General features: G+C 68.6%; 21 protein-coding genes and 3 pseudogenes. 15 read left to right on the plus strand and 9 right to left on the minus strand.

Annotated elements, in window-relative coordinates:
• Nucleotides 1-240: 240 nt before the first annotated feature.
• On the minus strand, nucleotides 241-1,524 hold the full coding sequence (locus tag ACZ7LT_RS34405) for a nucleotide sugar dehydrogenase (RefSeq protein WP_471240034.1): 1,284 nt from the start codon (nucleotides 1,522-1,524) through the stop codon (nucleotides 241-243).
• Nucleotides 1,525-1,658: 134 nt separating this feature from the next.
• Here ACZ7LT_RS34405 and ACZ7LT_RS34410 point away from each other — a divergent pair, with 134 nt between their 5' ends.
• The 8 genes from ACZ7LT_RS34410 to ACZ7LT_RS34445 all read left to right on the plus strand — a co-directional run bounded on the left by ACZ7LT_RS34410 (nucleotide 1,659) and on the right by ACZ7LT_RS34445 (nucleotide 9,787).
• Nucleotides 1,659-2,648, plus strand: a complete 990-nt coding sequence (locus ACZ7LT_RS34410) for an NAD-dependent epimerase/dehydratase family protein (RefSeq protein WP_471240035.1) — start codon at nucleotides 1,659-1,661, stop codon at nucleotides 2,646-2,648.
• Between the two features lie 23 nt (nucleotides 2,649-2,671).
• Nucleotides 2,672-3,742, plus strand: coding sequence for an MraY family glycosyltransferase (locus ACZ7LT_RS34415; RefSeq protein WP_471240036.1), 1,071 nt, complete (start codon nucleotides 2,672-2,674; stop codon nucleotides 3,740-3,742).
• An 83-nt stretch (nucleotides 3,743-3,825) separates the two neighbouring features.
• On the plus strand, nucleotides 3,826-4,542 hold the full coding sequence (locus ACZ7LT_RS34420) for a WecB/TagA/CpsF family glycosyltransferase (protein ID WP_471240037.1): 717 nt from the start codon (nucleotides 3,826-3,828) through the stop codon (nucleotides 4,540-4,542).
• Nucleotides 4,543-4,794: 252 nt separating this feature from the next.
• Nucleotides 4,795-5,814: an LCP family protein gene (locus ACZ7LT_RS34425; protein ID WP_471240038.1), complete on the plus strand. Its 1,020-nt coding sequence runs from the start codon at nucleotides 4,795-4,797 to the stop codon at nucleotides 5,812-5,814.
• Between the two features lie 114 nt (nucleotides 5,815-5,928).
• A complete protein-coding gene (locus tag ACZ7LT_RS34430; protein ID WP_471240039.1) occupies nucleotides 5,929-6,741 on the plus strand; it encodes a methyltransferase domain-containing protein in 813 nt (270 codons plus the stop codon).
• Nucleotides 6,742-6,906: 165 nt separating this feature from the next.
• Nucleotides 6,907-8,358 carry a tyrosine-protein kinase domain-containing protein gene (locus tag ACZ7LT_RS34435; RefSeq protein WP_471240040.1) on the plus strand — a complete coding sequence of 484 codons (1,452 nt, stop codon included), beginning with the start codon at nucleotides 6,907-6,909 and terminating at the stop codon, nucleotides 8,356-8,358.
• A 123-nt stretch (nucleotides 8,359-8,481) separates the two neighbouring features.
• A complete protein-coding gene (locus ACZ7LT_RS34440; protein WP_471240041.1) occupies nucleotides 8,482-9,084 on the plus strand; it encodes an arsenate-mycothiol transferase ArsC in 603 nt (200 codons plus the stop codon).
• A gap of 250 nt (nucleotides 9,085-9,334) precedes the next feature.
• Nucleotides 9,335-9,787 carry an HAD family hydrolase gene (locus tag ACZ7LT_RS34445; RefSeq protein ID WP_471240042.1) on the plus strand — a complete coding sequence of 151 codons (453 nt, stop codon included), beginning with the start codon at nucleotides 9,335-9,337 and terminating at the stop codon, nucleotides 9,785-9,787.
• 55 nt (nucleotides 9,788-9,842) lie between these two features.
• On the opposite strand, the gene ACZ7LT_RS34450 is transcribed toward ACZ7LT_RS34445, so the two are convergent.
• Nucleotides 9,843-10,571 (minus strand): FkbM family methyltransferase, encoded by a 729-nt coding sequence (locus tag ACZ7LT_RS34450; protein ID WP_471240043.1) that lies wholly within the window; start codon nucleotides 10,569-10,571, stop codon nucleotides 9,843-9,845.
• Nucleotides 10,572-10,853: 282 nt separating this feature from the next.
• On the opposite strand from ACZ7LT_RS34450, the gene ACZ7LT_RS34455 reads away from it, so the two are divergent.
• From ACZ7LT_RS34455 to ACZ7LT_RS34475, 5 genes are read left to right on the plus strand one after another with little or no spacing between them, the layout of a single operon-like run.
• Nucleotides 10,854-11,681 (plus strand): glycosyltransferase family 2 protein, encoded by an 828-nt coding sequence (locus tag ACZ7LT_RS34455; protein ID WP_471240057.1) that lies wholly within the window; start codon nucleotides 10,854-10,856, stop codon nucleotides 11,679-11,681.
• A 4-nt stretch (nucleotides 11,682-11,685) separates the two neighbouring features.
• Nucleotides 11,686-13,005 (plus strand): hypothetical protein, encoded by a 1,320-nt coding sequence (locus tag ACZ7LT_RS34460; protein ID WP_471240044.1) that lies wholly within the window; start codon nucleotides 11,686-11,688, stop codon nucleotides 13,003-13,005.
• Nucleotides 12,948-13,946, plus strand: coding sequence for a GDP-mannose 4,6-dehydratase (gmd, locus tag ACZ7LT_RS34465; RefSeq protein ID WP_471240045.1), 999 nt, complete (start codon nucleotides 12,948-12,950; stop codon nucleotides 13,944-13,946). The genes ACZ7LT_RS34460 and gmd overlap by 58 nt, the downstream gene beginning before the upstream one ends.
• Nucleotides 13,943-14,119 carry a hypothetical protein gene (locus tag ACZ7LT_RS34470; protein WP_471240046.1) on the plus strand — a complete coding sequence of 59 codons (177 nt, stop codon included), beginning with the start codon at nucleotides 13,943-13,945 and terminating at the stop codon, nucleotides 14,117-14,119. The genes gmd and ACZ7LT_RS34470 overlap by 4 nt, the downstream gene beginning before the upstream one ends.
• On the plus strand, nucleotides 14,116-15,561 hold the full coding sequence (locus ACZ7LT_RS34475) for an oligosaccharide flippase family protein (RefSeq protein WP_471240047.1): 1,446 nt from the start codon (nucleotides 14,116-14,118) through the stop codon (nucleotides 15,559-15,561). The genes ACZ7LT_RS34470 and ACZ7LT_RS34475 overlap by 4 nt, the downstream gene beginning before the upstream one ends.
• A 94-nt stretch (nucleotides 15,562-15,655) precedes the next feature.
• Here the strand turns inward: ACZ7LT_RS34475 and ACZ7LT_RS34480 are convergent, their stop codons facing one another.
• The 3 genes from ACZ7LT_RS34480 to ACZ7LT_RS34490 are packed head-to-tail and all read right to left on the minus strand — an operon-like array spanning nucleotide 15,656 to nucleotide 18,671.
• Nucleotides 15,656-16,780, minus strand: a complete 1,125-nt coding sequence (locus ACZ7LT_RS34480) for a glycosyltransferase family 4 protein (protein WP_471240048.1) — start codon at nucleotides 16,778-16,780, stop codon at nucleotides 15,656-15,658.
• On the minus strand, nucleotides 16,777-17,934 hold the full coding sequence (locus ACZ7LT_RS34485) for a glycosyltransferase family 4 protein (protein ID WP_471240049.1): 1,158 nt from the start codon (nucleotides 17,932-17,934) through the stop codon (nucleotides 16,777-16,779). Before ACZ7LT_RS34485 ends, ACZ7LT_RS34480 begins: the two co-directional genes overlap by 4 nt.
• Complete coding sequence (locus ACZ7LT_RS34490; RefSeq protein WP_471240050.1) at nucleotides 17,931-18,671, minus strand: FkbM family methyltransferase; 741 nt, start codon at nucleotides 18,669-18,671, stop codon at nucleotides 17,931-17,933. Before ACZ7LT_RS34490 ends, ACZ7LT_RS34485 begins: the two co-directional genes overlap by 4 nt.
• 355 nt (nucleotides 18,672-19,026) lie before the next feature.
• Between ACZ7LT_RS34490 and ACZ7LT_RS34495 the strand changes: the two genes are divergently transcribed.
• Nucleotides 19,027-19,671, plus strand: coding sequence for a class I SAM-dependent methyltransferase (locus tag ACZ7LT_RS34495; protein WP_471240051.1), 645 nt, complete (start codon nucleotides 19,027-19,029; stop codon nucleotides 19,669-19,671).
• A 167-nt stretch (nucleotides 19,672-19,838) separates the two neighbouring features.
• Here the strand turns inward: ACZ7LT_RS34495 and ACZ7LT_RS34500 are convergent.
• Both ACZ7LT_RS34500 and ACZ7LT_RS34505 read right to left on the minus strand, forming a co-directional pair.
• Nucleotides 19,839-20,077: pseudogene (locus tag ACZ7LT_RS34500) on the minus strand (transposase); the annotation flags it as partial.
• Between the two features lie 13 nt (nucleotides 20,078-20,090).
• Nucleotides 20,091-20,351 (minus strand): annotated as a pseudogene (locus tag ACZ7LT_RS34505) (helix-turn-helix domain-containing protein); the annotation flags it as partial.
• A gap of 240 nt (nucleotides 20,352-20,591) precedes the next feature.
• Between ACZ7LT_RS34505 and ACZ7LT_RS34510 the strand changes: the two are divergent.
• Nucleotides 20,592-21,071: a GNAT family N-acetyltransferase gene (locus tag ACZ7LT_RS34510; protein WP_471240052.1), complete on the plus strand. Its 480-nt coding sequence runs from the start codon at nucleotides 20,592-20,594 to the stop codon at nucleotides 21,069-21,071.
• Nucleotides 21,072-21,205: 134 nt separating this feature from the next.
• Here the strand turns inward: ACZ7LT_RS34510 and ACZ7LT_RS34515 are convergent.
• Together ACZ7LT_RS34515 and ACZ7LT_RS34520 are read right to left on the minus strand one after the other, a co-directional pair.
• Nucleotides 21,206-21,950 (minus strand): annotated as a pseudogene (locus ACZ7LT_RS34515) (transposase).
• Between the two features lie 67 nt (nucleotides 21,951-22,017).
• Entirely contained in the window at nucleotides 22,018-22,746 is a 729-nt protein-coding gene (locus ACZ7LT_RS34520) for a dienelactone hydrolase family protein (protein ID WP_471240053.1), read from the minus strand.
• Nucleotides 22,747-22,924: the final 178 nt, after the last annotated feature.

Consider the following 22,924-nt stretch of genomic DNA (forward strand, 5'->3'; position numbering starts at 1 on the left):
GGAGGAAGCGGCTTCGGATACGTCATCCGGGCAGCGACGACCACGGACGCCCGACGCACCATCACCGTCTCCGCCCACAGCCGCGCCGCGGACCCTGAGACCGCGGCCCGTCAGGAGGACGCACTGCGCACCCTCATCGACAACGCCCTGTGCCGCACCACGTGAACGGGCACTCGGCACTGCGGCCAGGCTCAGGCCGTTCGCGCCGAGCTTCACGTTGAGGTCTCATGCCGCCGCCGGTCACATGCGGTCGATCCGGTCTCCCCGACAGCGGTTGCGGGCGTCGAAGACATACGTCGCATGGCGCTCCACCAGACCGTAGTCGAGGTCGTCGTGGTCGGTCAGGACCAAGACCGCGTCCGTGGCCGCGATCTCCGCCTCGGTCAGCTCGACGCACAGCACCCGGGGCGGCAGCAACTGCGGATCGGCGTGCGGCTCCACGGCCCGGACCCGCGCGCCGCGCGCCATCAGCAGTTCGGCGACGCTGACGGCGGGAGACTCCCGTACGTCCCCGGTGTTCTTCTTGTATGCGAGCCCCAACACCAGCACCTGTGCGTCGGCCAGCGGCCGTCCGAGTCCGGCCAGGCCGTCTTCGACGCGCCGTACCACGTACTCGGGCATGTGCTCGTTGATCTCGTGGGCGAGGGAGACGAACCGCACGTCATGCTGGAGCTTCTGACGTACCTGCCAGGAGAGATATGAGGGATCCACCGGCAGGCAGTGACCGCCCACCCCGGGCCCCGGGGTGAAGGGCATGTAGCCGAAGGGCTTGGTGGCGGCCGCGTCCACCGCCTCCCAGATGTCGACACCGAGGGGTCGGGCGCACATCGCGAGTTCGTTGACGAGCGCGATGTTCACCTGCCGGAAGGTGTTCTCCAGCAGCTTGGTCAACTCGGCGGTGCGCGGAGAGGAGACCGGCACGGTCCGGGTCACGATCCGGTCGTAGAACTCCGTGATGGCTTCGAGGGAGTCGTCGTCGATGCCGGAGACGATCTTCGGGGTGTTCTCCAGATGCCAACGGGTGTTGCCCGGGTCGATACGTTCCGGGCTGTACCCGAGCCGGAATCCTTTGCCGGCCCGCAGCCCGCTGCCCGCTTCCAGGATCGGCAGAAGCATCTCCTCGGTGGTGCCGGGGTACGTCGTCGACTCCAGCACGACAACGGCGCCGGGGCGCATCAGCGGAGCGATCGACCGCCCCGCGCTCTCGACGCACCGCAGGTCCGGGGTGCCGTCGCGCAGCGGAGTGGGCACGCAGATCACACAGACGTCGAAGCCGACCGCCGTCGCGTAATCGGTGGTGATGCTCAACTGTCCGGAGTCGAGCAGCGGTAGTAGTCGTTCGTTCGGGATGTCCTCGATGTACGAGTCGGCGGCCTCCAGCCGTTTGACGCGCAGCTCGTCGCTGTCCAGACCGGTTACCCGGAAGCCCGCCTCCGCCGCACGCACCGCCAACGGCAGCCCGACGTATCCCAGCCCGACCACCAGGACGACGTTCTGTGGTGCCGAGGTCGCTGTTGATCCCACGTGATGTCTCCGATCGATGCACGGTAAATCCATGTCGTTCGCTCCATATTGGTATAAAACAGGGTATTTTGTCTTTGTCATATGCCAGATGCCGTTCTGGCGTCACTCGGATAACGCAACCGGACAGGCGGCGCATGAATCCCACGACGTATTTGGTCACTGGCGGTGCCGGCTTCATCGGCTCACACCTCACCGACGCCCTGCTCGCACAGGGTCATACAGTCGTCGTCCTCGACAACCTCACCACCGGCCGTGAGGAGAACCTGGACCAAGCCCGACAGAATCCACGCTTCCGCTTCGTCCACGGCTCCGTGCTCGACCGGTTGCTCGTGGACGAACTGGTCCGGCAGTGCGACACGGTGGTCCATCTCGCCGCAGCCGTCGGCGTCCGGCTGATCGTGGAGCGGCCGCTGCAGTCGTTCACCACCAACATCTCCGGCACCGAGACGGTCATCGAGGCGGCTCACCGCTACCGCCGCAGGGTGCTCCTCGCCTCCACCTCGGAGATCTACGGCAAGAACTCCTCGGGACCGCTCACCGAGAACTCCGAACGGATCCTGGGCAGTACGAGCGTGGCGCGCTGGTCGTACTCCACTGCCAAGGCCGTCGACGAGATCCTCGCCTTCGCCTACCACCGCGAACTGAACCTGCCCACCATCGTGGTGCGGCTGTTCAACACGGTCGGACCGCGGCAGAGCCCTGCGTACGGGATGGTCGTGCCCCGATTGGTACGCCAAGCCGTGCAGGGTGAACCGCTCACCGTGCACGGCGACGGCAAGCAGCGGCGCTGCTTCACGCACGTCGCCGACGTCGTCGACGCCCTGCTGCGGCTTCTCGCCCATCCGGACGCGGTCGGCAAAGTCTTCAATATCGGGACGAACGAAGAGACCGCCATCGCCGAGCTGGCCGCCCGTGTCATCGCACGCAGCGCCAGCGACTCCGAGATCCGGCTGGTCCCCTACCACCAGGTGTACGGCGAGGGTTTCGAGGACATGGAGCGCCGACTGCCCGACACCGAGCGGATCCGCGCCCTCACCGACTGGCGGCCGCAGCGCACCCTCGACGACATCCTCGACGCGACCATTGCCGAGGCGCGCGCCGAGCGCGTAGCGGTGCCGGCCTGACCCGGGTCTGAGAGGACTTCACCGTGCCCTACACGCTTGCGGCCGCAACGGCCGCCCTGCTGCTCACCGCCGTACTGGCCGGACTCCTGCGTGCCCTCGCGCTGCGATGGCGACATACCTGTGCCGGTCTCCTCGACCGTCCCGCCGCCCACAAGGCGCACACTCGCCCCACCCCCCACCTCGGCGGGATCGCCGTGGCCGTGGGGACCCTCGGCGTGGCCTCCTCGGGGCCGTGGACGGGGCATGCGCTGCTGGGCCGGGAGATCGGCACGCTGCTCATGGCAGGAGCCGCCGTCGCCATCCTCGGGCTCGTCGACGACTTGCGGCCGCTGGGACCCCGCGCGCGACTCCTCGTCGAGACGGGTGCCGCGGGGACCGTCGCGTACGGCAGCGGACTGGGGCTGGTGACCGGAGCCCTCGCCGTACTGTGGATCGTCTTCGTCACCAATGCCTTCAACCTGCTGGACAATTCGGACGGTGTGATGGGGACAGTCGCGGCCCTCACCGCGCTGGGGCTCGCCATCTGCGCGATCACCGAGGGCCGTACCGGCCTCGCCCTCCTGCTCTGTGTACTGGCCGCCGCCCTCACCGGCTTCCTGTTGCACAACTGGCATCCCGCCCGGATCTTCCTCGGCGACTGCGGCTCGCTGTTCACCGGTTTCGTACTGTCCTCCGCCGCTGTGCTGCTGCACACCGGTCACACCCCGGTCCGCACCACGGGCGCACTGCTCGCCTTCACCCTCGTCGTCACCGCCGACACCGCGCTCGTCCTCGTCTCCCGTCACCGGCAGGGCCGCCCGCTGCTGCTCGGCGGCACCGACCACATCGCGCACCGGCTGCGGCGGCTCGGGCTGACGGCACCCGAAACGGCTGTGGTACTGGGCGTCATCGCTTTCGTCGGGACGCTCATCGGGCTGCTGATCCACCACGCCTGGCTGCCGGCCTCCGCCGTGCTGCCGGTGGCAGGCGTCGCGGTGCTGGCCTGCGGCAGCATGCTCAGGGTCCCTGTGTACGAGCCCGGCCGGGTCGGCCGGCCCAGGCGCCGGGAGCGCCGCCCCCGTGCGGCCAGCGCTATCGATACGGCACGCGGATGACGAGCAGGGACGTGCGCCTGTCGGCCACAACGCGCACGAATGTGTCCACCGGCCTGCCCACCGTCCTGTGTGCCGGAGTTCCCGTGGCCGCTGCGACTCCGGCCGCCGCGGCCGCCGCGGTGGTCCGTCTCGCCGCCGAAGGCGTGGCGGCCGACGTCCACCTCTGCAACGCGTACACCCTCGCCCTCGCCGACCGGGATTCGCGACTGGCCGAGGCGCTGCGAACGGCGACCCTCAACCTCCCCGACGGGCAAGGGGTGGTCTGGGTCAACCGCATCGTCCACCGGAGCCGCTCTGTGCCACCGACGCGGGTGTACGGCCCCGACCTCTTTCTGGACGTTTTCCGTAACGGCCAGGAGGTGGGCCTGCGCCATTACCTCCTCGGCTCCACCCCGGCGGTACTGGAACGGCTGGCCGCCGAACTGCGGGCCCGCTTCCCGCGCGCCCGGATCGTCGGCATCGAGTCACCGCCGTTCCGCGAACCGACCGACGCGGAGCGACAGTCGCAGCTGGAACGGATCCGAGCGAGCGGCGCCCACATCGTCTGGCTCGGCCTCGGAACCCCGAAACAGGACTACGAGGCCGCCCGGCTGGCCAGCGCGCACCCCGCGGTGTTCGCCGCCGTCGGCGCCGCCTTCGACTTCGTTTCCGGCAACAAGCCGCAGGCCCCGCTGTGGATGCAGCGGCACGGCCTGGAATGGCTCTTCCGACTCTGCAGCGAACCGCGCCGGCTGTGGCGCCGGGTGCTGTGGGGGCATCCCCGTTTCCTCTGGGCAGCATACAAAGGAGCCCGGCAGTGACCCTCGTTCACCGCCCATGCCCGGCCCACCGCGGCGGGGCGTGAGCGAACAGACGCTGCCGCGCCGGCCGCGGCCCGGGACACGGTCACGGACGCCGAACTGGCGGTGGGCGCGAGCATTAGGGGCTGACCGGGCCTCGCTCAGCCGAGCTGGTCGGCCGGCCTGCGGGGCTCCTGCCATACGGGCGCAACGCGTTACACGGTCGGGGGAATGGCCGCCAGCTCGCCCCGTGGAGAGAGGAAGGGCTCTTCCATGGCAGTACGTGATCTACGCTTCAAACCTTTCCTCCGCGTCGTCGGCCTCGGCGCGGCCCTTCTCCTGGCCGTCACAGGCGGCGTCGGCTGGGTCCTCTATCAACGCCTCGACGGCAACATCCGTACGGACGAGAAGACCGCCCGCGCGCTCGCGACCGACCACGGCTCCCGTCCCCGGGCCGTTGCGCACGGCGCCGAGAACATCCTGCTTCTCGGCTCCGACCGGGAGGGCAACTACGGCGGCGAGCGCAGCGACACCACGATCCTGCTCCATCTCTCGGCAGACCGCCGCAGCGCCTCGCTGGTAAGCGTGCCGCGCGACATGATGGTCGACATCCCCAGCTGTCTGCGGCCCGACGGGACGCGCAGCCGGGCGCAGTACGCGCAGTTCAACTGGGCCTTCCAGTTCGGCGGGACCGCCTGTGCGATCCGCACCTTCGAGAAGCTCACCGGCGTCCGCGTCGACCACCATCTCGTCGTCGAATTCACCGGCTTCGAGAAGGTCGTGGACGCGGTCGGAGGCGTGGAGGTCGAGGTCCACGAACCCATGAGCGTGCCGGACTCCACCGTAGAGCTCAGCCCCGGCAGACAACTGCTCCGCGGCGACCAGGCGCTCGTCTTCGTACGCGCGCGAACAGGCGTCGGTGACGGTAGCGATCTGCAGCGCATCGAGCGTCAGAAGGAGTTCATCAACGATCTGCTGCGGGAGCTGCGCGGCAGCGGCACGCTCGCCAACCCGACGCGCCTCTATCCCGTGCTGAACGCGGTCACGTCCTCGCTGGTCGCCGACCGCGGGCTCGACTCGCTCGGTGAGCTGTACGGCCTGGTGGAAGGCGCTCGTGGCATCCCCGCGAAGCGGACGTCGCTGGTCACGATTCCCTGTAACCCCAGCTACAGGGGTGGCTACATGATGGTGGAGGACCAGGCGGAGAAACTCTTCAAGGCTCTGCGTGAGGACAAGCCGCTCCCGAAGGGCCTGTACAACGCGTACGACAAGACGCAGGACGAGCTCTGGTAGCCGAGGTGTTTGGCGATCGTCGGTCGGCGGTGCGCGGAGGCCGAACGAATGAACTCCCAGCTATCCCGCGCCCGAATTCCGGTAGAGGGAACGCCAAACGCATACTTTCCCCGCATGACGGTCATTCCAGCGAATCCCTCCATGGGGACGCTCCAGGAGCACGGGCATGGCGCCGGCCACGACTACGCGAAGGGTTCACCGCACATCCGTCACCACAGCGTCCGCGAGCGGGTGATCGCGGGCGTGCACTCCGTGGTAGGTGATGTCATCGAACGGAACGGCGCATGCCACGTTCTGGAGCTCGGCGCCGGGCACGGCACCTTTACCGATCATGTGGTGGCGGCCGGAGCCGACGTCGAGGTGACGGAGATGAGCATGCCAAGTGCGATGGTCCTCCGGAGCCGCTTCCGGAACAATCCGAAAGTCACTGTGACCTTCGACCGCGACGGGCAGGCGGATCGCAACGGGGGTCCGCTCGGCGCGGCTGTCTGCATCTCCGTCTTGCACCATATTCCGGACTATCTTGAGACGGTGAAGCGGCTCGTAGAGCGCATCCAGCCCGGTGGCGGGTTCTTCAGCATTCAGGACCCGCTCTGGTATCCACGGCGGTCTCGGACGTCTATGAGCCTGGACCGCAATGCGTATTTGCTCTGGAGACTGGGTCAAGGCGAATTCCGCCGCGGCGTGGCCACCCGGATGCGTCGGCTGCGCGGCGTCTACGACGAGACCAATGAGGCCGACATGGTCGAGTACCACGTCGTACGCAAAGGGCTCGACGAACAGGCACTGTGCGCGGTGCTGGAACCCGCCTTCGAGAAGGTGGAGCTGCAGCGCTACTGGTCTACTCAGTCCGGGCTGCTGCAAGCGGTCGGCGACAGGTTCGGCCCGCCGAACACCTTTGGGATTCTGGCTCGGAACCGTCGCTGAGAAGGTGCCGGACTTCTGGGGAGGACGCTTTCGCCATGAGGTCGTGACCGGCCCGCGTAACACGCAGGACTCCTCCGATCAGACACACATCATTTGCGGACAAAACAGGGCAAATGCGTCTAACCTGGCTTGCGTTGCCCTGAACAACCGGATGAGGTGTACAGCTTGGAACTCCGCAGCATCCTGAAAGCGCTGACCCGGAGCTGGCCCGTCGTCCTCGCCTGCATCCTGCTGGGCGTCGCGGCCGGCTGGGGTGCCACCACCCTGTCGACTCCCGTCTACCAGGCGCGCGCCCAACTGTTCGTCTCCGCGCAGTCCGGTGGTGACACCATGGAGCTCCAGCAGGGCAACAGTTTCTCACTGGCCCGGGTCCAGTCATATGCATCGATCGTGACCAGCCGTCAGGTCACCGGGCACGTCGTCTCCTCCCTCGGCCTCGACACCAAGCCGGACGAACTCGCCGGCCGGATCACCGCGGAAGCCCCGATCGGTACCGTGCTGGTCAACATCACGGTCAGCGACACGGAGCGGCGTCGCGCGTCGGAGATCGCCAACGCCGTTGCCTACCGCTTCAGCGACGTCGTCGAGCGCTTGGAGAGCCTCGATCCCGTGCCCCCCGCCAAGGCGGCCACGTCCCCGGTGAAGCTGAGCGTCACCCAGACCGCCTCTGCTCCCTCGGCCCCGGTCAGCCCGCGCCCCGCTCTCAACCTCGCCGCGGGCCTGCTCGCCGGGCTGCTGCTGGGCGCAGGCGCCGCCGTCCTCCGGGAGACCCTCGATACAACCCTCAAGACCGCGGACGCCGTGACCGACCTCACCAGCCTGCCCGTACTCAGCTCCATTCCGTTCGACAAGGAGAGTCCGCAGCAGCCGCTGGCCTCCGGTGCCGCGGCGCACTCGGCACGGGCCGAGGCCTACCGCCATCTGCGGACGAATCTGCATTTCGCCCAGATCGGCGACCGGCCCCGGATCATCGTCGTCACCAGTTCGCTGCCGGGCGAGGGCAAGACCAGCACTGCGGTCAACCTCGCCCTCTCGCTCACCGAGGGCGGCGTCTCCACCTGCCTCGTCGACGCCGATCTGCGCCGCCCCGCCGTGGCCCATACCTTCGGGCTCGTCCGGGACGCCGGACTGACCAACGTGCTGATCGGCCAGGCGCGGATCGGGGAAGTGATGCAGAGCGCGGGCGGGCTGTCCGTCCTGACCAGCGGCCCCGTGCCGCCCAACCCCACCGAGCTGCTCGCCTCCGAGCGGATGGCGGAGTTGCTGCGTGACCTCGCCGCCGACTACGAGGCCGTAATCGTCGACACCGCCCCGTTGTTGCCCGTCGCCGACACGGCGGGGCTCGCCACTTTCGCCCACGGCGCACTCCTGGTCGTACGGGCCGGAAAGACCCCGCGCGACCGGGTCAGAGCGGCCGCTGAAGCCCTGCACACGGTGGGAGTGCGGACCCTCGGCGCGGTCTTCAGCATGAGCCCGATGCCGAGGTACGCAGCATATGAATACGGCTACGGAGACCCGTCGGCCGCGGGGCAGACCCCGGCTCCCGTGCCGCCGCGTCCGCGCACCGGGTCGGTACTGTCCCGCGGGGCGGCACTGCTGCGCAGTGCGGCGAAATGACGCGCCTCGACCGCTCAATGTCCTCGACGCGGCGCGCGAGTACGGCGTCGAACGGTTGCTGCTGCTCGGCTCCAGTTGCATCTATAAGACCGGCCTGCGCGAGGGAATCGAAGAGACCTACGTATGGCTGACGTCGCGGCTCGGCTGACCATCCTCTTCGTCTGCACCGGCAATGTGCACCGCTCCCCGCTGGCTGAGCGGCTGCTGGCAGCCAGGCTCCCGGAAGCACGGGTGGGCAGTGCGGGCACCATGGCCCAGCACATCACGGGGATGCACCCGGCGACCCGATCAGTGCTGGAACAACTGGGCGGAAATGGCGTGGGGTTCACGTCCCGGAGGCTGATGCCGGAACTGGTGGCGGAGGCAGATCTCGTACTGGGTCTTGACCTGGAGCACCGGGAGGCGGCCGTACGGCTGTGGCCGGTTGCTTTGCGCAAGTGCTTCACGGTCAGGGAGTTCCTGCGGCTGGCCGGGGCGGGCGGCGAATCGGTGTGGAGATCGCAGTCCGCCCGCGGGGAGGCGGCACCGCCCCGGGAAGTGATCTCCCGAGCCGCGGCCGCTCGCGGCAGCCTGGCGCCTGTCTCGCGGGCTGCGGACGGGATCGCCGATCCCCGCGGAGCCCCGTACGACGTACTGCTGGCCTGCGGGCAGGAAATCGATGGGGTGGCCGCGACTCTGGCCGAGCTGATGCGGGAGCGGGGTCGTGCACAAGGGACCGACTGCTGAGCTTCTCGCCCGAAGGAGCGGGCGACGCAGAGACGGGGCAGGTCGGCTTCGACAAGGCGGGTGGAGGCGACTTCCTGCCGATTGGCGTAATCGGCAAAAGCTGGATTCCGGTGATCCAGTACTCCAGCTATAGATCGTGATCAGGCACGCACTGGTGTTGAGACCAGGCGGGTTCGTTGGGCTGCACCAACTCCGCGGACCAACGGCGCAAGACCGTTTGCCGGTACGCCGGTGCAGCTATCGTCAGCGCATGCAGCCAAAGGTGATCTTCTTTGACCTCGGGGGCGTCGTCTGCCGCTTCCATCCAGAGCGGCGCCTTGCCGCGCTTGGTAGGGCATGCGGGATCACTCCCGAGCAGGTGGAGAGCGGACTCTACGCATCCGGGCTCATCTCACGGTGGGATCTCGGCCTCGATTCTCCCTCGGAGATCCACCGCACGATCCAAGAGAGGCTGGGGTTCCAAGGAAGCATTCGGGCGCTCCAGGAGCTCTGGTGTCGTGCCTTCGAACCGGATCCGAAGGTGCTCACGCTGGCGGACACGGTGCGTCCGCTGCGCACCGCCCTGCTCACCGACAACGACCCCCTGCTGCTGGAAGCACTTCCGGACTTGTTCCCCCAGGTCGCCTCCCGTTTCGATGCCTTGCTGTTCTCCTGTCGTCTGGGAGCTGCCAAGCCCGAGCCGGTGGTGTTCACCCACTCTTGAGGGCCGGTGCGGTAACGGGTCCCAGACATGAAGATCTCGATCTACCGCTGGAGTGCTAGCCGAGGGTGAGGGTGTAGTTGCGGCCTTCTGTCCGGCGGACGACGTAACCGACTGCCTCAAGGCCACCCAGTCGCCGACGCAGGACCCAGGGATTCTCCGGTGCGTCGAACTCCACGCAGAGCACCCGGGGCAGGATCCTCTCTGCCACGATCCAGTCCAGCACCGCACCCTCCGCACCTTCGATATCCATCTTCAGCAGGTCGACATGGTCGTGTCCCAGCTTCTCGGTGAATGTCGCCAGCGAATGGCACTGGGCGTCGAACCCCGGACCGCTGCCGCGGACCTCCGTCGCGGAATGGGAGACATGCGCGGAGTCAGCCGGTGGGTGGAAGTGCAGAACTGCGTCCTCCTTCCAGAGTCCGAAGGGGAGGAAGTGCCATCGGGGTTCGGTGATTCGGCTCGCGTACTCGATGGAGCGCGGTGTGGGATCCATCGCCCATACCTCACAGCCGAACCGTTCAATGAGGGCGAGGTCGAAACTCGCGTCCTCACCGACCCCTGCCGCGTAGACGACCGAGTTTTCGTTGATCAGGCCGGTGGGGATCCACCAGCCCCCGTAATCACTGCCCAGACGTTCCAGATCGTCGCGAGGCAGGATCCGGGTCAGCCGGGGTACGACAACCTCCGCTGCCTTGAGTTTGATCCGTCGGACTAGAAGTGTCACCACGGCCCTTTCGATGGCAGTTCTCGGCAACGGCCGGCGAAGCTCGTCGTTCCGCGTCACCGCCCACCCGGCCACTTGCGAGCCTCGGTGCTGAGCGCGCGGGATGCCACTGGAGTGACCGTCTTGACCGGAACCCTAAGCAGCGTGCGGAAACCCTCCCGGTATTCAAGAACGCTTCCACGGAGGAATCACGCCGTCGGCGTAGGAGGTCGCCGGCGCGAAGTTTATCGGACTTGGATCAGCGCACCGGCCCGGTTTAGCACTTGCGCAGTTTCCGTCTGGTAATGATGGGATGCGCGAGTTGAGGAGTGTTCCGTGCCGTCAGTCTGCATCGCCGTGTTGATGACCAGCCACAATCGACGCGAAAAGACCATGTCGGCGCTTGCCGCGCTCGCAGAACAGCGTGGACTGCCGCAAGACACGGCCGTCCGGACCTATCTGGTTGACGCGGGCAGCACCGACGGCACCCCCGGTGCGGTCCGCGCCACCCACCCGGGAGTACAGGTCACGACGGTCGGCAGTGATGTCTACTGGGGCCACGGCATGCGCATCGCCAGCCGCGGCAGCCGAGGGGCCGACGAGCCGGAATGGGACTACCAGCTCTGGCTCAACGACGATGTGACGCTGGACGGCGACGCCCTGGCCGTACTGCTCGACACCGCCCGCACGGTCGGGTCCAGCAAGGTTGTCGTCGGCGCCGTACGGGCACGGGACGGCCTCCGCACGACGTACTCCGGGCGCCGAGGCCGAGCCCTCGCGCTGGTCGAACCCACTGGACGGCCCGAGCCCTGCGACACGTACAACGGGAACGTGGTGCTCCTGCCCCGCGCCGTGTGGGAACGGGTCGGGGACATCGACGAGGTCTTCCGCCACGGCATGGGGGACTACGACCACGGACTGCGTGCCCGCCGAGCCGGCATCTCCGCCTATGTGACCCCACGCCACGTCGGCAGCTGCGACTACGGCCCGCCCATGACCGGCTCCCGTGAACCGGGCATCGGGGTGCGGGAGGCGCTGCGCCGTGTCACCTCACAGCGCGAACTGCCGCCCCGTCAGTGGTGGGTCTACTGCCTGCGGCACTCCTGGCCGTGGGCCCCGTTGCTGCTGCTCTCCCCTTACGCGAAGACGGCGGCGCGAGCCGCGGTCCGCCGCTCCTCCGCAGAGGGCTGATCCTTTGTCCTTCGACCCGACGACACCGCTGTTCGGCTGCACCGCGTTCCTCCTCGGGGCCGCCCTCATCGCGAGCTTCGTCCGCTGGCCCGGCTGGGCCATCGGTGTGTACACCACCGTTCAGCTCTGGCAGTCGCATCAGTCCATGCCCGGATCCCGGTCGAGCGCGGGCGTGGATCTGCTTCCCACCGACGCGCTGACGGTGTGTCTGCTGGCTGCGTCGCTCATCATCCTCGCGAGGAGGAGCGGGTACCGCGCCCCGTTGGCGCTCCTCGCCCTGCTGTCCCTGACCGCCTGTGCGCTGCTCCGCGGATTCGGGCGCTTCGATGCCCAGACGGTAGGCAACGAGGCCCGGACCCACTTCATCCAGCTCCTGTGCGTCGCGTTCTTCGTCGCCGTCCTCTCTCCGGGCCGGCCGCTGGTGCGCACCGTTGCCCGCGTCTGGGTCGCGGCCGCCTGCGTTCTGTCCCTGCTGGCACTGCTGTGGTGGCTGGAGGCCGGTATCGGCTCCAACTCCGAGCAGGTCATGGTCGACGGGGTGCTCACCAACGCCCGTGCGCTGGGGCCGGCCGAAGCCCTGATCATCGGCCAGGCGGCCGTGTTCCTACTGTGCGGCCGGGGCCTCGCGGGCCCCAGCTTCCTGGCCTGGCCGCTGCTGATGGTCGTCGTCCTGATGCAGCATCGCACCGTCTGGCTGGCCGTCGGCATCATGTTCATCGGCTGGCTGCTGTCGCGCCGTCATCAAGGGGGATCCCGTCTCGCGGCGCTCACCGTCCTGGGCTCCCTGAGCACGCTCGGTCTGCTGGCTGTCTCCTGGGGTCTCGCCGAAGGGGTTACATCGAGCCTCGGGGCTTCCAGTGAGGACGACACGACGCTCGTGTGGCGCGTGGACGGCTGGCTCGCGCTGCTGCCAAGGCTCGATGGAGTGCTGGACTGGCTGGTGGGGCTGCCGTTCGGCTCGGGCTACGACCGCATGATGGACGGGGTCCTCATCACCTTCTCCCCACACAACTACTACCTGGAAGTGCTGCTGCGCCTCGGGCTCCTCGGCGTCGCGGCACTCCTGACGCTGTACGCGACGGCCGGGCGCGCGGCCGGCGCGGACCGCGAGCACGGTCTGCTGATCCGGTTGCTGATCTGCGGCCACCTGGTCTTCATGACCACCTACCCGCTCTTCCCCGAACAGGCCGTGATCCTCGGCCTGCTGGCGGCCTGCGCACGGCCGCGCAACGACGTACCCAGTCCCCGTACGACCCAGGAGTCGCTGTGCCCAACAAGACCGCACTCATCACCGGTATCACCGGTCAGGACGGCTCGTACCTAGCCGAGCTTCTGCACTCCAAGGGCTACCTGGTGCACGGCCTCGTTCGACGCTCGTCCACCATCACGACCCAGCGGATCGACCACCTCTACCAGGACCCGCACGAGCCCGACACCTGGCTGCAACTGCACTACGGCGATCTCGCCGATGGCTCCCGCATCGCCACGCTGCTGGAGCGCATTCAGCCCGAGGAGGTGTACCACCTCGCTGCTCAGTCACACGTCCGGGTCTCCTTCGACGAACCCGAGTTCACCGGCAGCACCACCGGACTCGGCACCACGCGTCTGCTCGAAGCCATCCGGATGACCGGGTTGCCGTGCCGGTTCTACCAGGCATCCAGCTCCGAGATGTTCGGGACGACCGCACCCCCGCAGTCCGAGGGGTCCCCCTTCCACCCGCGATCCCCGTACGCGGCCGCCAAGGTGTACGCGTACTGGATCACCCGCAACTACCGTGAGGCGTACGGCATCTACGCCGTCAACGGCATCCTCTTCAACCACGAGTCCCCGCGTCGGGGTGAGACCTTCGTGACCCGTAAGATCGCCCGCGCCGCGGCGAAGATCGCCAGAGGCGAGCAGCAGTACCTGCATCTGGGCAATCTGGAGGCGCGCCGCGACTGGGGGTACGCGCCCGAGTACGTGGACGCGATGTGGAGGATGCTCCAGCGCGACCAGCCCGACGACTATGTCGTCGCCACCGGCACGAGCTACAGCGTCCGGGACTTCCTCACCTTCTGTTTCGAGCGCGTGGGACTGGACTGGGAGCGCCATGTGCGCTTCGACGAACGGTACTTGAGACCGTCCGAGGTCCCCGCCCTCATTGGCGACGCGTCCAAGGCGGAACGCGAGCTCGGCTGGCGGCCGACCGTTCTGACTCCCGAACTGGCCCGCATCATGACCGACGCGGAGCTGGGCGCCCCAATCCCGGGAGCTCGGACGCTGTGACCCGGCTCGCCGGCCTGGATCCCAGCGACGAGCCCGCGCCACGGCCGACGGGCGCGAGCGCATCCGTGCCGGCGCAGGGCGTCGGCACGGCGCGGACCCTCTCCCCACCGGACCACGGCCCGGCGGCGCTCTTCGCGCGGCGCCCGCTCCCGGCCGGCGAACCCACCGGATGACCAGCGCCCGCTCCGCCGTGCACAGCCTGCTGTGGAACTTCGCGGGCGCCGCGCAGGCCGTCATCCTCCAGCTCGGCTACACCGCTCTGACCGCACGGCTCGTGGAGCCCGACGCCTTCGGGGCGTACGCCATCGCGACCGCCGCACTCGGAATCCTCGCCTACTTCGCCAACGGCGGCGTGTCCGTCTGCCTGCTCCGAGCCCGCCGGCTCACCCGGCCGCTCACCCGCCTTGCCCTGCGCACGACCGCGGTCACCGGCTGCTGCTGCTTCGTGGCCGCGCAGCTCGCCGCACCGGCCGTCGGCCTGCTCTGGGACATGGAAGGGCTGGTGTCACTCGTGCGGCTGTTGAGTGCTCAGTTCCTCGTCACTCCCATGTCCCTCGCGGCCACGGCCGCCCTGCGGCGCTGCGGACATGCGGCGCGAGTGGTGCGTCTGGAACTGCTGGGCCAGGCCTCGGGGTTCGGCCTCTCCCTCGCACTGCTGGTGGCCGGCTGGAGCCCGTACGGCCTCGCGGTCGCCACACCGCTCGCCGCGGCCGTGGTACTCGCCGGATCGCTGCGGCTGCTCGCCGCACAACCTCTGCCGGACGGGCCGCGTCCCCCACTGGCGGAGCTGCTCGGTCCGTCCACCTTCTTCACCGGTTTCAGCCTGGTGCAGTACGGGTGCAACACCGCTCCCCTGTGGCTTGTCGGCGCCATGTTCGGTCCGGCCGCAGCCGGGTACTACTCGCGGGCATCCCTCTTCACCCAGCTTCCGGTGGCAATGCTGGCCCAGGGCATCAACCGTGCGGCTGCGCCCGCCCTCACCGAGTCACGCGGCCGCAAGGGCGAGTACGACACGCTGTGCGGGGCCTCGGCCATCGGCCTGATCGGGTTCGGTGCCATCGCCGGTGTCGGTCCCGCCCTGCTCGGTGTGCTGCTCGGCCCCGGCTGGGAGTCCGCTGCGCGGCTCGTGCCGCTGCTCGCGGTGGGCGCGGCGTTCTCCCTGCTGGCCTGGGTCGGTGACTCCATCAACCAGGTGCGGCAGGCCCCGGGCGCCATGGTGGGTTCCCAGCTCGCTGCCGTGCTGGCTATCGCGTGCGGCCTGGTCGCCGCGTTCCGGCAGGAGAGTCTGTCCGTGCTTCTGGCAGCCGCGGTGGCCGGCCCACTCGCCGCGCACGCCGTCCAGCTGGTGTGCTGGGGCGGCCCTCTGGCCAACTCCGTGCTGCGGGCGCACGCAGCGCATGCCGCGGTGGGCGGCGCCGTCTTCGGGGTCTGCCACGCGGGCCTCGTCCAAGGCCCGTATCTTGGACTCGTTGCTGCACTGCCGCTCGTCGCCGGGGTCGCGCTCCTTCGGGACAGGCTGCCCGCCTACGCGATGGCGCGCCGACGAGGCCTGATCCGTCTCGGCAGAGGCGCCGTTGGCTCGCATGCTGTCGCCCGCTCCTCGGACCGGTCGTGAGACGGCCGGCCCGGCCCCACTCTGTGCGCGTGCTGTGCGTCGAGCCGATGGAGGACGTCCGGGCCGGCGCCCGGGAGCTGTTCGCAGTGTCCGGTCACGCACTGCCGTGGACGAGGCATTCCAGACCACGGGCGAACCTGTCGGCCATCGCTTCGACCGTGTAACGCGTCGCGTCGGCGCGGCAGGCACGCCGCAGGGAAGCCAACCGGTCGGGATCGGAGAGGAGCGCGGTCACGGCCGCCGCATAGCAGTCGGCGTCGCCGTCGACCACCAGGGCGTTGCGCCCGTTTTCCAGATACTCGAACTCCGGGCTGTGCAGGGGCCAGACACAGGTCACCAGCGGTGTTCGGAGCGCGAAGGAGTCCACCGCGCAGAGTCCGACGGTTCCCGGCATCAGCATGACGTCGGCGGCAGCGCCGAGCAGCGCCTTGTCCCCGTCATGGGCGTGCCCCACATGGACGACCGGGCCGCCGGCGGCCGCCACCAGATCTCGTTGGGCGCCGTCGCCCGCGACCAGCAGCCGGAAGCCGGGGACACGGCGGGCGATCGCCTCGGCCGCGGCCAGCAGGAAAGGGATTCGCTTGTTCCGGTCGAGCCCGCCGATGTACAGCCCGGTCAGCCCGGGGTTCAGCCCGTACCGTTCACGCAGGGCCGCCACCTCGGCGTCCGTGACCGCGTCGCGCGCCGCGGCCAGTGACCGGGTGTCGAGTGCGTTCTGCACCACCGTGACCCGCTGCGGCGGCATCCCGGCCCGCACCGCGTACTCACCGCCCGCGTCGGTGTACGCGAAGAACCAGTCGGCCCTGCGGGTCAGCGCCGCCTTGGCCCATCGCTCCGGCATGCGGTGCCGCCTGCTGTAGGTCCGCCCGTGCCCCCACAGTGCGACCCGCGTCCTGCGGCGTCGACGGGCGAGCAGCGGGTACGCATCGAGCTGGTGCAGCGCCTGGGGCAGCACGAGCGCGTCACAGGAGCGCGCCAGTGCGCCGAGCGGACGCCACACGATGCGGCGCCCGCCGATCCACAAGTCACGCTGCGGGAGCTCGATCGCTCCGGGCAGCGTGACACTGTCGCGGCGGTCCACCCAGTAGCCGGTCGGCGTACCGTGAGCGATCGCCAACTCGATGTCGAGCTCCTCCAGTTGATCGGCGAGCCGGGCATAGAAGGGCAGCCGGTAGGAGGTCATGTACGGCTGCACGAAGACGACACGAGCCCTTTTCATACCGGCTCCAGGGGCATGGCCGTACCGAGGAGTTCTCCGTAGAGCCGCACCATCCGTCCGGCCCAGACCTCTTCGCTGTACGCCTCCTCGTACACCCGTCGGCAGTGGGCGCGCAGACCCGGGAAGCTGCTGCCCACCTCGCGCAGCACTCGGGCCAGCGGCTCCTCCCAGCCGATCACGGCGCCGGTGCCCTCGGCCCGCACCGCGACGTGCGTCGCGGAACCTTCGAAGGCGAGCACGGGAAGGCCGGCGGCGAGCGCCTCGATGTACACCAGCGGCATGCCCTCGTACCAGCGGCTGGGGAAGACGAGGCCGCGGTAGCCCGGCAGTCTGTGCCGAAGCTCGGTGCGGCCGAGCACGCCGTGGAACCGCACCGAGCGGGGTGCGGCGGCGCGGCAGTCCTTTTCCAGCGGACCGTTGCCGATGACGTCCAGCGGTGCGTCGGCCGGCCAACGGCGGAGAAGGTCGAGGATGCCCTTCTCCGCGGTGAGCTTGCCCGCATACACCCAGCGTTCCCCGGGCTCGACGGCCGGGCCGTCCACCGACGGCACGAAGTTGGGGATGAGCGCCATGCGCCGCTCGTCCACCCCGGCGCGGGCATAGGTGGTGCGGCCGAGCTCGGAGAGGACCACGATCCGGTCGGCGCGGCGCAGCAGCGGGTCGGCGGCCGCTCCGCCACGCCCCGCCCAGGCGAGCGGGAGTGTGGCGAGCCGGGAACCGCGGTAGCAGCCGGCGCGCAGCCCGGCCCAGCGGTCCCCGTCCACGCACCTGGTGCAGATCGCGCCGTCGCGGTAGAGCGTCGCCGCCGCGCAGATCGGGCGGAAGTTGTGCAGCGTCGTCACGAGCGGACCACGCCATCCGGCCAGCCAATCGCGGCCGAAGTTGGGGAAGAGGTTGTGTACGTGCACGATGTCGGGGGAGAAGGCCCGCAGTTCGGGAAGGGGGGAGCGGCCACGCCCGCCGGCCACCGTGACCGCGCACCGGACCGCGTGCAGCGGGCGGGTCCTCAGTTCGTCGGTGTGCGCGGCGACCATCCGTACTTCGTGCCCGGCCCTGCGCAGCGCCTCCGCGTGGTCGAGGGGAGCCTCGTTCTCACCACCGGGGGCGGAGGTGCTGTAGAAACTGTGCACCAGGGCGATCCGCAGCGGCCTCATACGTATGCCGCCTCTCGTGAGCGGAAGAGCACCACGTCGCACTGGAGCATCTGACCGGACTGCGGGTCGGTGAAGCCGGGGATGACGGACATCGGGGTGAGACCGAGATCCGACTGGAGCAGGTTCAACGCCTCGTTGAAGAGCAGCCCGCCCTCGTACAGCGGAACGAAGGACGTCTCGGTCTGGATGCCGAGGCAGTCCGCCGCGTGGGCGCCCGCACCGCGCAGCACGTGTGCCTCGTATCCCTGGACGTCCATCTTGAGAAAGACCCGCTCGCCCGGGACGACGATCTGCTCCCACAGATCGTCGAGCCGGCGGATCTCGGCCGTCTGCTCGCCGGTGTAGCCGGCGTGCGGGGCCGCCCGCGAGTGACGTTCCAGCATCGGGAGCACCGAACTGCTGGCACCCGCGTTGCCGGCGACGTTCATCATGATGGTGCCGGTGTGGTCGCCGAGCGCGTACGGCAGCACGGTCCAGGCGGGGTCGGACGAGGCCCGGCGGCGCAGTTCCGCACGCGGCCCGCTCAGCGGCTCGAAGGAGACGATGCGGCCCTGATAGCCGCTGCGACGCAGCATCGTCCCGTATCCACCGCTGTGTGCGCCTGTGTCGATGACCAGGTCGATCCCGAACTGTCCCATGAGCTGGACGAGTTGCGGGCCTGACCAGGTCGCCGGGTAGCGGGCGATGTCGATGCCTAGACGCTGTACGGCGCTGCGTACGCGGTGGAGGAGGGTCACGGTCGTACTGCTCCTTTGCGTGGCTGCCCGGAGAAGTCGGCGATTTCCTGTAGCACCCGCCGCCGCGGGTGGCCAAGAATGTCGAGGGATTCGCGCATCGCCGTGTCGGGCCGAGGTTCGGGTGATGCCGGAGCCGAGCTGGAACGGCATCTCCGTGAATCACCAACACCTTAGTGGCCTTTACTCGCGTGCACGGCACATGACACGACTGGCTCCCCACCCGTCCGGAAAACCCTCCACGTTCAGTGGTGAATTGCATCCCCCGGAGGAATCAGGAAGCACCTTCGGGTGACGGCGACCGGGGAACGTGCGGCGGCCTGAAGGTCATCGAAAGATTCGGCCTAGCGTGCTGGGCGTGGCCAATGCGAAGAGCATCATCAAATCAGTGATCGGTCCGCTGAACCGTCCGGTTGCCCAGTCCCGGCTCGCCCTGGCCGTGAAGTCGCCGCCCCCCTTGAAGATCGAAATCGGCAGCCACGCAGCCCGACGCCCGGGCTGGATCTGCACCGACATCTCCTGGCGTACACGGCACTACCTGGATGCCACGAGGAGGTGGCCGGTCCGCACCGCCTCGGCGAGCCATGTCTACGCGGACAACATGATCGAGCACATCCGCCTGGAGCCCAATCGCCGCATGTTCCGTGAGGCGCATCGCGTACTCGTCCCGGGTGGACGCATCAGGTTGTCCACTCCGGATGTGGAACACGTGGTCCGGCTCTACACGGCAGACGACCAGGAGACCCGACAGGAGATGGAGAGGTGGCGCCGGAAAGGCTACGAGATCCATCACCCCATCGACCTGCTGCGCACGACTTTCCAGGATTGCGGCCATCACATCGGATACCTCTGGGACTTTCCCACCCTGGCGGCCGAACTCGAATCGGCCGGTTTCAAGAATGTCCGCCGCTGTGCGCCAGGACAGAGCGACGACCCCGATCTCAGGAACCTCGAGCTCCGCCCCGACTTCGCTCTGACCGTGGAGGCGGAGGCGACCGGCTGAGATCCGGCCGCCGACCCCGGTCAGCCCGGCAGCGTTCTGGCGCCGCATCAGGCGACGTTCGTCCTGTTGTTGTCCCATGCCATTGAACACCCGCAGCGGGAACGAATCGCTGCGGTGCGGCTGTTAGACCGTGTCCTATGTGGTGAGGCGGGCGACTCGTTTGTAGCACCCTTGCGGGCGATCCGGACTCCGATCCGCTTGCCACGAAGCCATCTGCGCAGGTCGGCCGGTCATACGCCTTGTCTGCATGGAGGCGTCGGGGCTTGAAGTAGTGGCCGCTGTGAGGGTCGTGTCTCGTTTGGCGACCCTCGACCATGGGCTTCAGCCCTTCGCTGTCGTGGGTGTTGCCGGCGGAGATGCCGACGAGGAGGGGCAGTCCGTTCGCGTCCGACAGGACGCCCATACGATCTCGGCCTCCCGGACCGTCCGGCATCGCGCAGGCCATCGATGCCTCGGGCGGTGAACCGCCCGCGCCACTTGCGCACCGTGTTCACGCTGACCGCAAGCTTCCGGGCGAGCGCACCGTTGGCCATCCCGTCGGCCGCCGTGAGCACGATCCGGGCCCGCAGGACCGCCCGCACCTCGGACTTCGCCGATGCCACCGTCCGCACTAACAGCTCGCGCACCTGCGCATCCAGCTTCACCGCAACTGCCAACCCCGCCCGCCGCCCACCCGTCACGGCCAATGATCAGGGCGGACTGTATGTGCGCCCGGAAGGATGGGCCTATGCCTAAGAGTCCCCGGAATCGATGCAGCACCACCGGCGCCGGCGCCTGAACCGCCATGCCCGCGAGCGGTGGCCGAAGAAGGACAACATCCTGCCCAGTGGACTGCCCGCCAGCTCCCCGCAGAAAGCCCTTGACTGCCCATGAACGTCTTGGAGCAGCAATAGCATGCCGCCATGCCACATGATGATCTGATGATCCGTCCCGCCTACGCGACGGATGGCCCGCCGTTGATCGCGCTCGACCGTGCTGGCTGGTCCTGGCTGAGCGAGGTCACGCCGCAGCGGGCCGAGGACGCGGTGATGTTCAACGAGCAGTGCCCAGCAGAGGACTTCCTGGTGGCCGAACTCGCCGGCCGGGTGGTCGGCTACATCCGCCAGGTCCCGGCGACCCCACTCGCCAGCAACAAACACGTCCGGCAGATCAGGGGCCTGCAGGTATCCACTGATGTCCGCGGCCGCGGCGTCGGTCAGGCCCTGGTCGAGGCCGCCTGCTTGGCCGCCCGGGCCCAGGACGCCCGCCGGATTTCGCTGCGCGTGCTCGGCCACAACGTCCCGGCGCGCCGGCTGTACGAGCGGTGCGGGTTCCGGGTCGAGGGCGTGCTACCGGAGGAGTTCCTGCTGGACGGCGTTTACGTGGACGACATCCTGATGGGCCGCCGGCTAGACGGCTGACCTACCCGAGCGCCCGGGGTGACCGGCCCGGGTGCCCGAACTCCATGGTGAAACCACCTGAAGGTTGCGCATGCCGACGGCGAGCCGGTGGACACCCCCTCAACGAACTTCTGCGGAGCAGCACTAGTGCCGCATCAGGCAACGTTCGCCCTGTCGACGACCTCGCGTAGCCGTTTGTCGGCAGCGTGCTTGTTCCGCCAGATGATGTAGCGGCGAATCATGCTTCCCTGCTCCTTGTGGCTGGCGTGGTCGGTGCCATTCAGCGCGAAGTAGCGCAGCGGGTGAACTGGGCCTCGATGCGGTTCAGCCACGAACTGTTGGTCGGGCCGTAGGCAGACTCGACGTTGTTGGCCGCGGCCCAGTCACCGACCCGGGCGTTCTTCTTCGTGGTCAGGTGCGGGCAGAAGTTGTCGAGCACGATCGCGACGCGGATCTCCGGCGGGTAGAGACTGCGCAGGTAGCGGCAGAATTCCAGTAACCTCGTCCGGTTCTTCCTCGGCTTGATGTGCCCGTAGAGCTTGTCCTTGCCCAGGTCGTAGGCGGCGAACAGGTGACTGACCCCGTGCGGGCGGGTGTAGGTCGCCCGCCGCCGGGGCCGGGGCTCGCGGTCGGGGTCCTTATGCCGCCCGCCGTGCTCGGCCCACTGCCGCCCTGGGTGGGGCTGGAGGTTGAGCAGCCCGTGACTTTCCAGGTCTTTATGCGTGTGAATGTCACCTCGGTGATCTTCGCCACCGGCATGCCTTGCGCGGACAACAGCACCATCCGAGCCCGCCGCCAGGCCACCACCGACCCGGTACCCCTGCGGATGATCCACGACAGGCGCTGCCCCTCGTCATCGTCGATCTCCCGAACCTGAACTCTCCCGGCCGCGCCGGCCAGTGTTCGCCGAACGCGCCGATCGGAAACGGATGCCGATCGGCGCGTCCGCGGACTGAAAGCGGCGGTATCAGGCGAGGTGCCGGGAGAAGAACCTCAGTGTGCTGTCCAGCTCGAAGGCCGGGATTTCCCCGTGCTTGCCGGGATTGGCGTGCAACGTCTTCTCGGCTGAGGCCAGTGCATCGAACAGTGCCAGACTCTGGTCACGCGGTACCCGCTCATCGTCCCACTGCACCAGGAACTCCACCGGGACAGTGATGAGCGCGGCGTCCTCGGCCGAGGCCAAGACCCCACCAAGACCCAACACCGCCGCGCGGACCCGGGGTTCCGCGGCAACAAAGGGAATGCCGAGCCCACACCCCAGCGAGACCCCCCAGTAGCCCACCGGACCAACGCCGACATGCTCGAGTTGCTGGACCGCGTCCAAGACCGCCTGCCATTCCGGGACGGTCTGGCGGGCCACGAGCGCCTGGAAGCCGGCAATCAGCGGAGCCAACTCCTCCCCGGCCTCCACGCGAGCCTGGTTCTCGGTCGCGATCCGGTCGTACTCCTCAACCTTCGGCCGGTCGCCATGGGCGGGCACATCGACTGCCACGACCGCGAAACCACACTCGGCCACGAAGCGGCGCGCACGGGCCAGGATGCCGGGGGCCTTCTTGTGCTGACCGCCGCCATGCCCCATCAGGATCAGGGGGCGAGTGCCGGCAGCGTCCGGTGTCCACAGCACGCCGGGAATCTCGCCAAGGGTAAAGAGCTGTTCGCGGACACCGTCGGACGATGTCTCAGAGGTGAAGCGCATAGCGTTTCAAGCCTTTCGGGATGCCTTCTGCGCGCACTCCCTAGGCCATGCGGGAGAGGGAGGCCCGACCTGTCACAGCGTTGATCAGTCTCACCTCCTCAGTTCGCAGCAGCGCACGGCGGCGCCGAAGGTATCACGAAGGGCTCAACCCGCGTCTGTGCAGGTCCGCGAGAAGGCG

It is taken from the genome of Streptomyces sp. NPDC039465 (assembly GCF_055639315.1).

Bases quoted from the DNA above. Each gene is read 5' to 3' on its own strand.
- ACZ7LT_RS34430 (WP_471240039.1), top strand. From the start codon at position 5,929: ATGACGGTCATTCCAGCGAATCCCTCCATGGGGACGCTCCAGGAGCAC.
- ACZ7LT_RS34510 (WP_471240052.1), top strand. From the start codon at position 20,592: ATGATCCGTCCCGCCTACGCGACGGATGGCCCGCCGTTGATCGCGCTC.
- ACZ7LT_RS34410 (WP_471240035.1), top strand. From the start codon at position 1,659: ATGAATCCCACGACGTATTTGGTCACTGGCGGTGCCGGCTTCATCGGC.
- ACZ7LT_RS34455 (WP_471240057.1), top strand. From the start codon at position 10,854: ATGACCAGCCACAATCGACGCGAAAAGACCATGTCGGCGCTTGCCGCG.
- ACZ7LT_RS34425 (WP_471240038.1), top strand. From the start codon at position 4,795: ATGGCAGTACGTGATCTACGCTTCAAACCTTTCCTCCGCGTCGTCGGC.
- ACZ7LT_RS34445 (WP_471240042.1), top strand. From the start codon at position 9,335: ATGCAGCCAAAGGTGATCTTCTTTGACCTCGGGGGCGTCGTCTGCCGC.
- ACZ7LT_RS34440 (WP_471240041.1), top strand. From the start codon at position 8,482: ATGGCTGACGTCGCGGCTCGGCTGACCATCCTCTTCGTCTGCACCGGC.
- ACZ7LT_RS34520 (WP_471240053.1), bottom strand. From the start codon at position 22,746: ATGCGCTTCACCTCTGAGACATCGTCCGACGGTGTCCGCGAACAGCTC.
- ACZ7LT_RS34485 (WP_471240049.1), bottom strand. From the start codon at position 17,934: ATGAGGCCGCTGCGGATCGCCCTGGTGCACAGTTTCTACAGCACCTCC.
- ACZ7LT_RS34475 (WP_471240047.1), top strand. From the start codon at position 14,116: ATGACCAGCGCCCGCTCCGCCGTGCACAGCCTGCTGTGGAACTTCGCG.
- ACZ7LT_RS34480 (WP_471240048.1), bottom strand. From the start codon at position 16,780: ATGAAAAGGGCTCGTGTCGTCTTCGTGCAGCCGTACATGACCTCCTAC.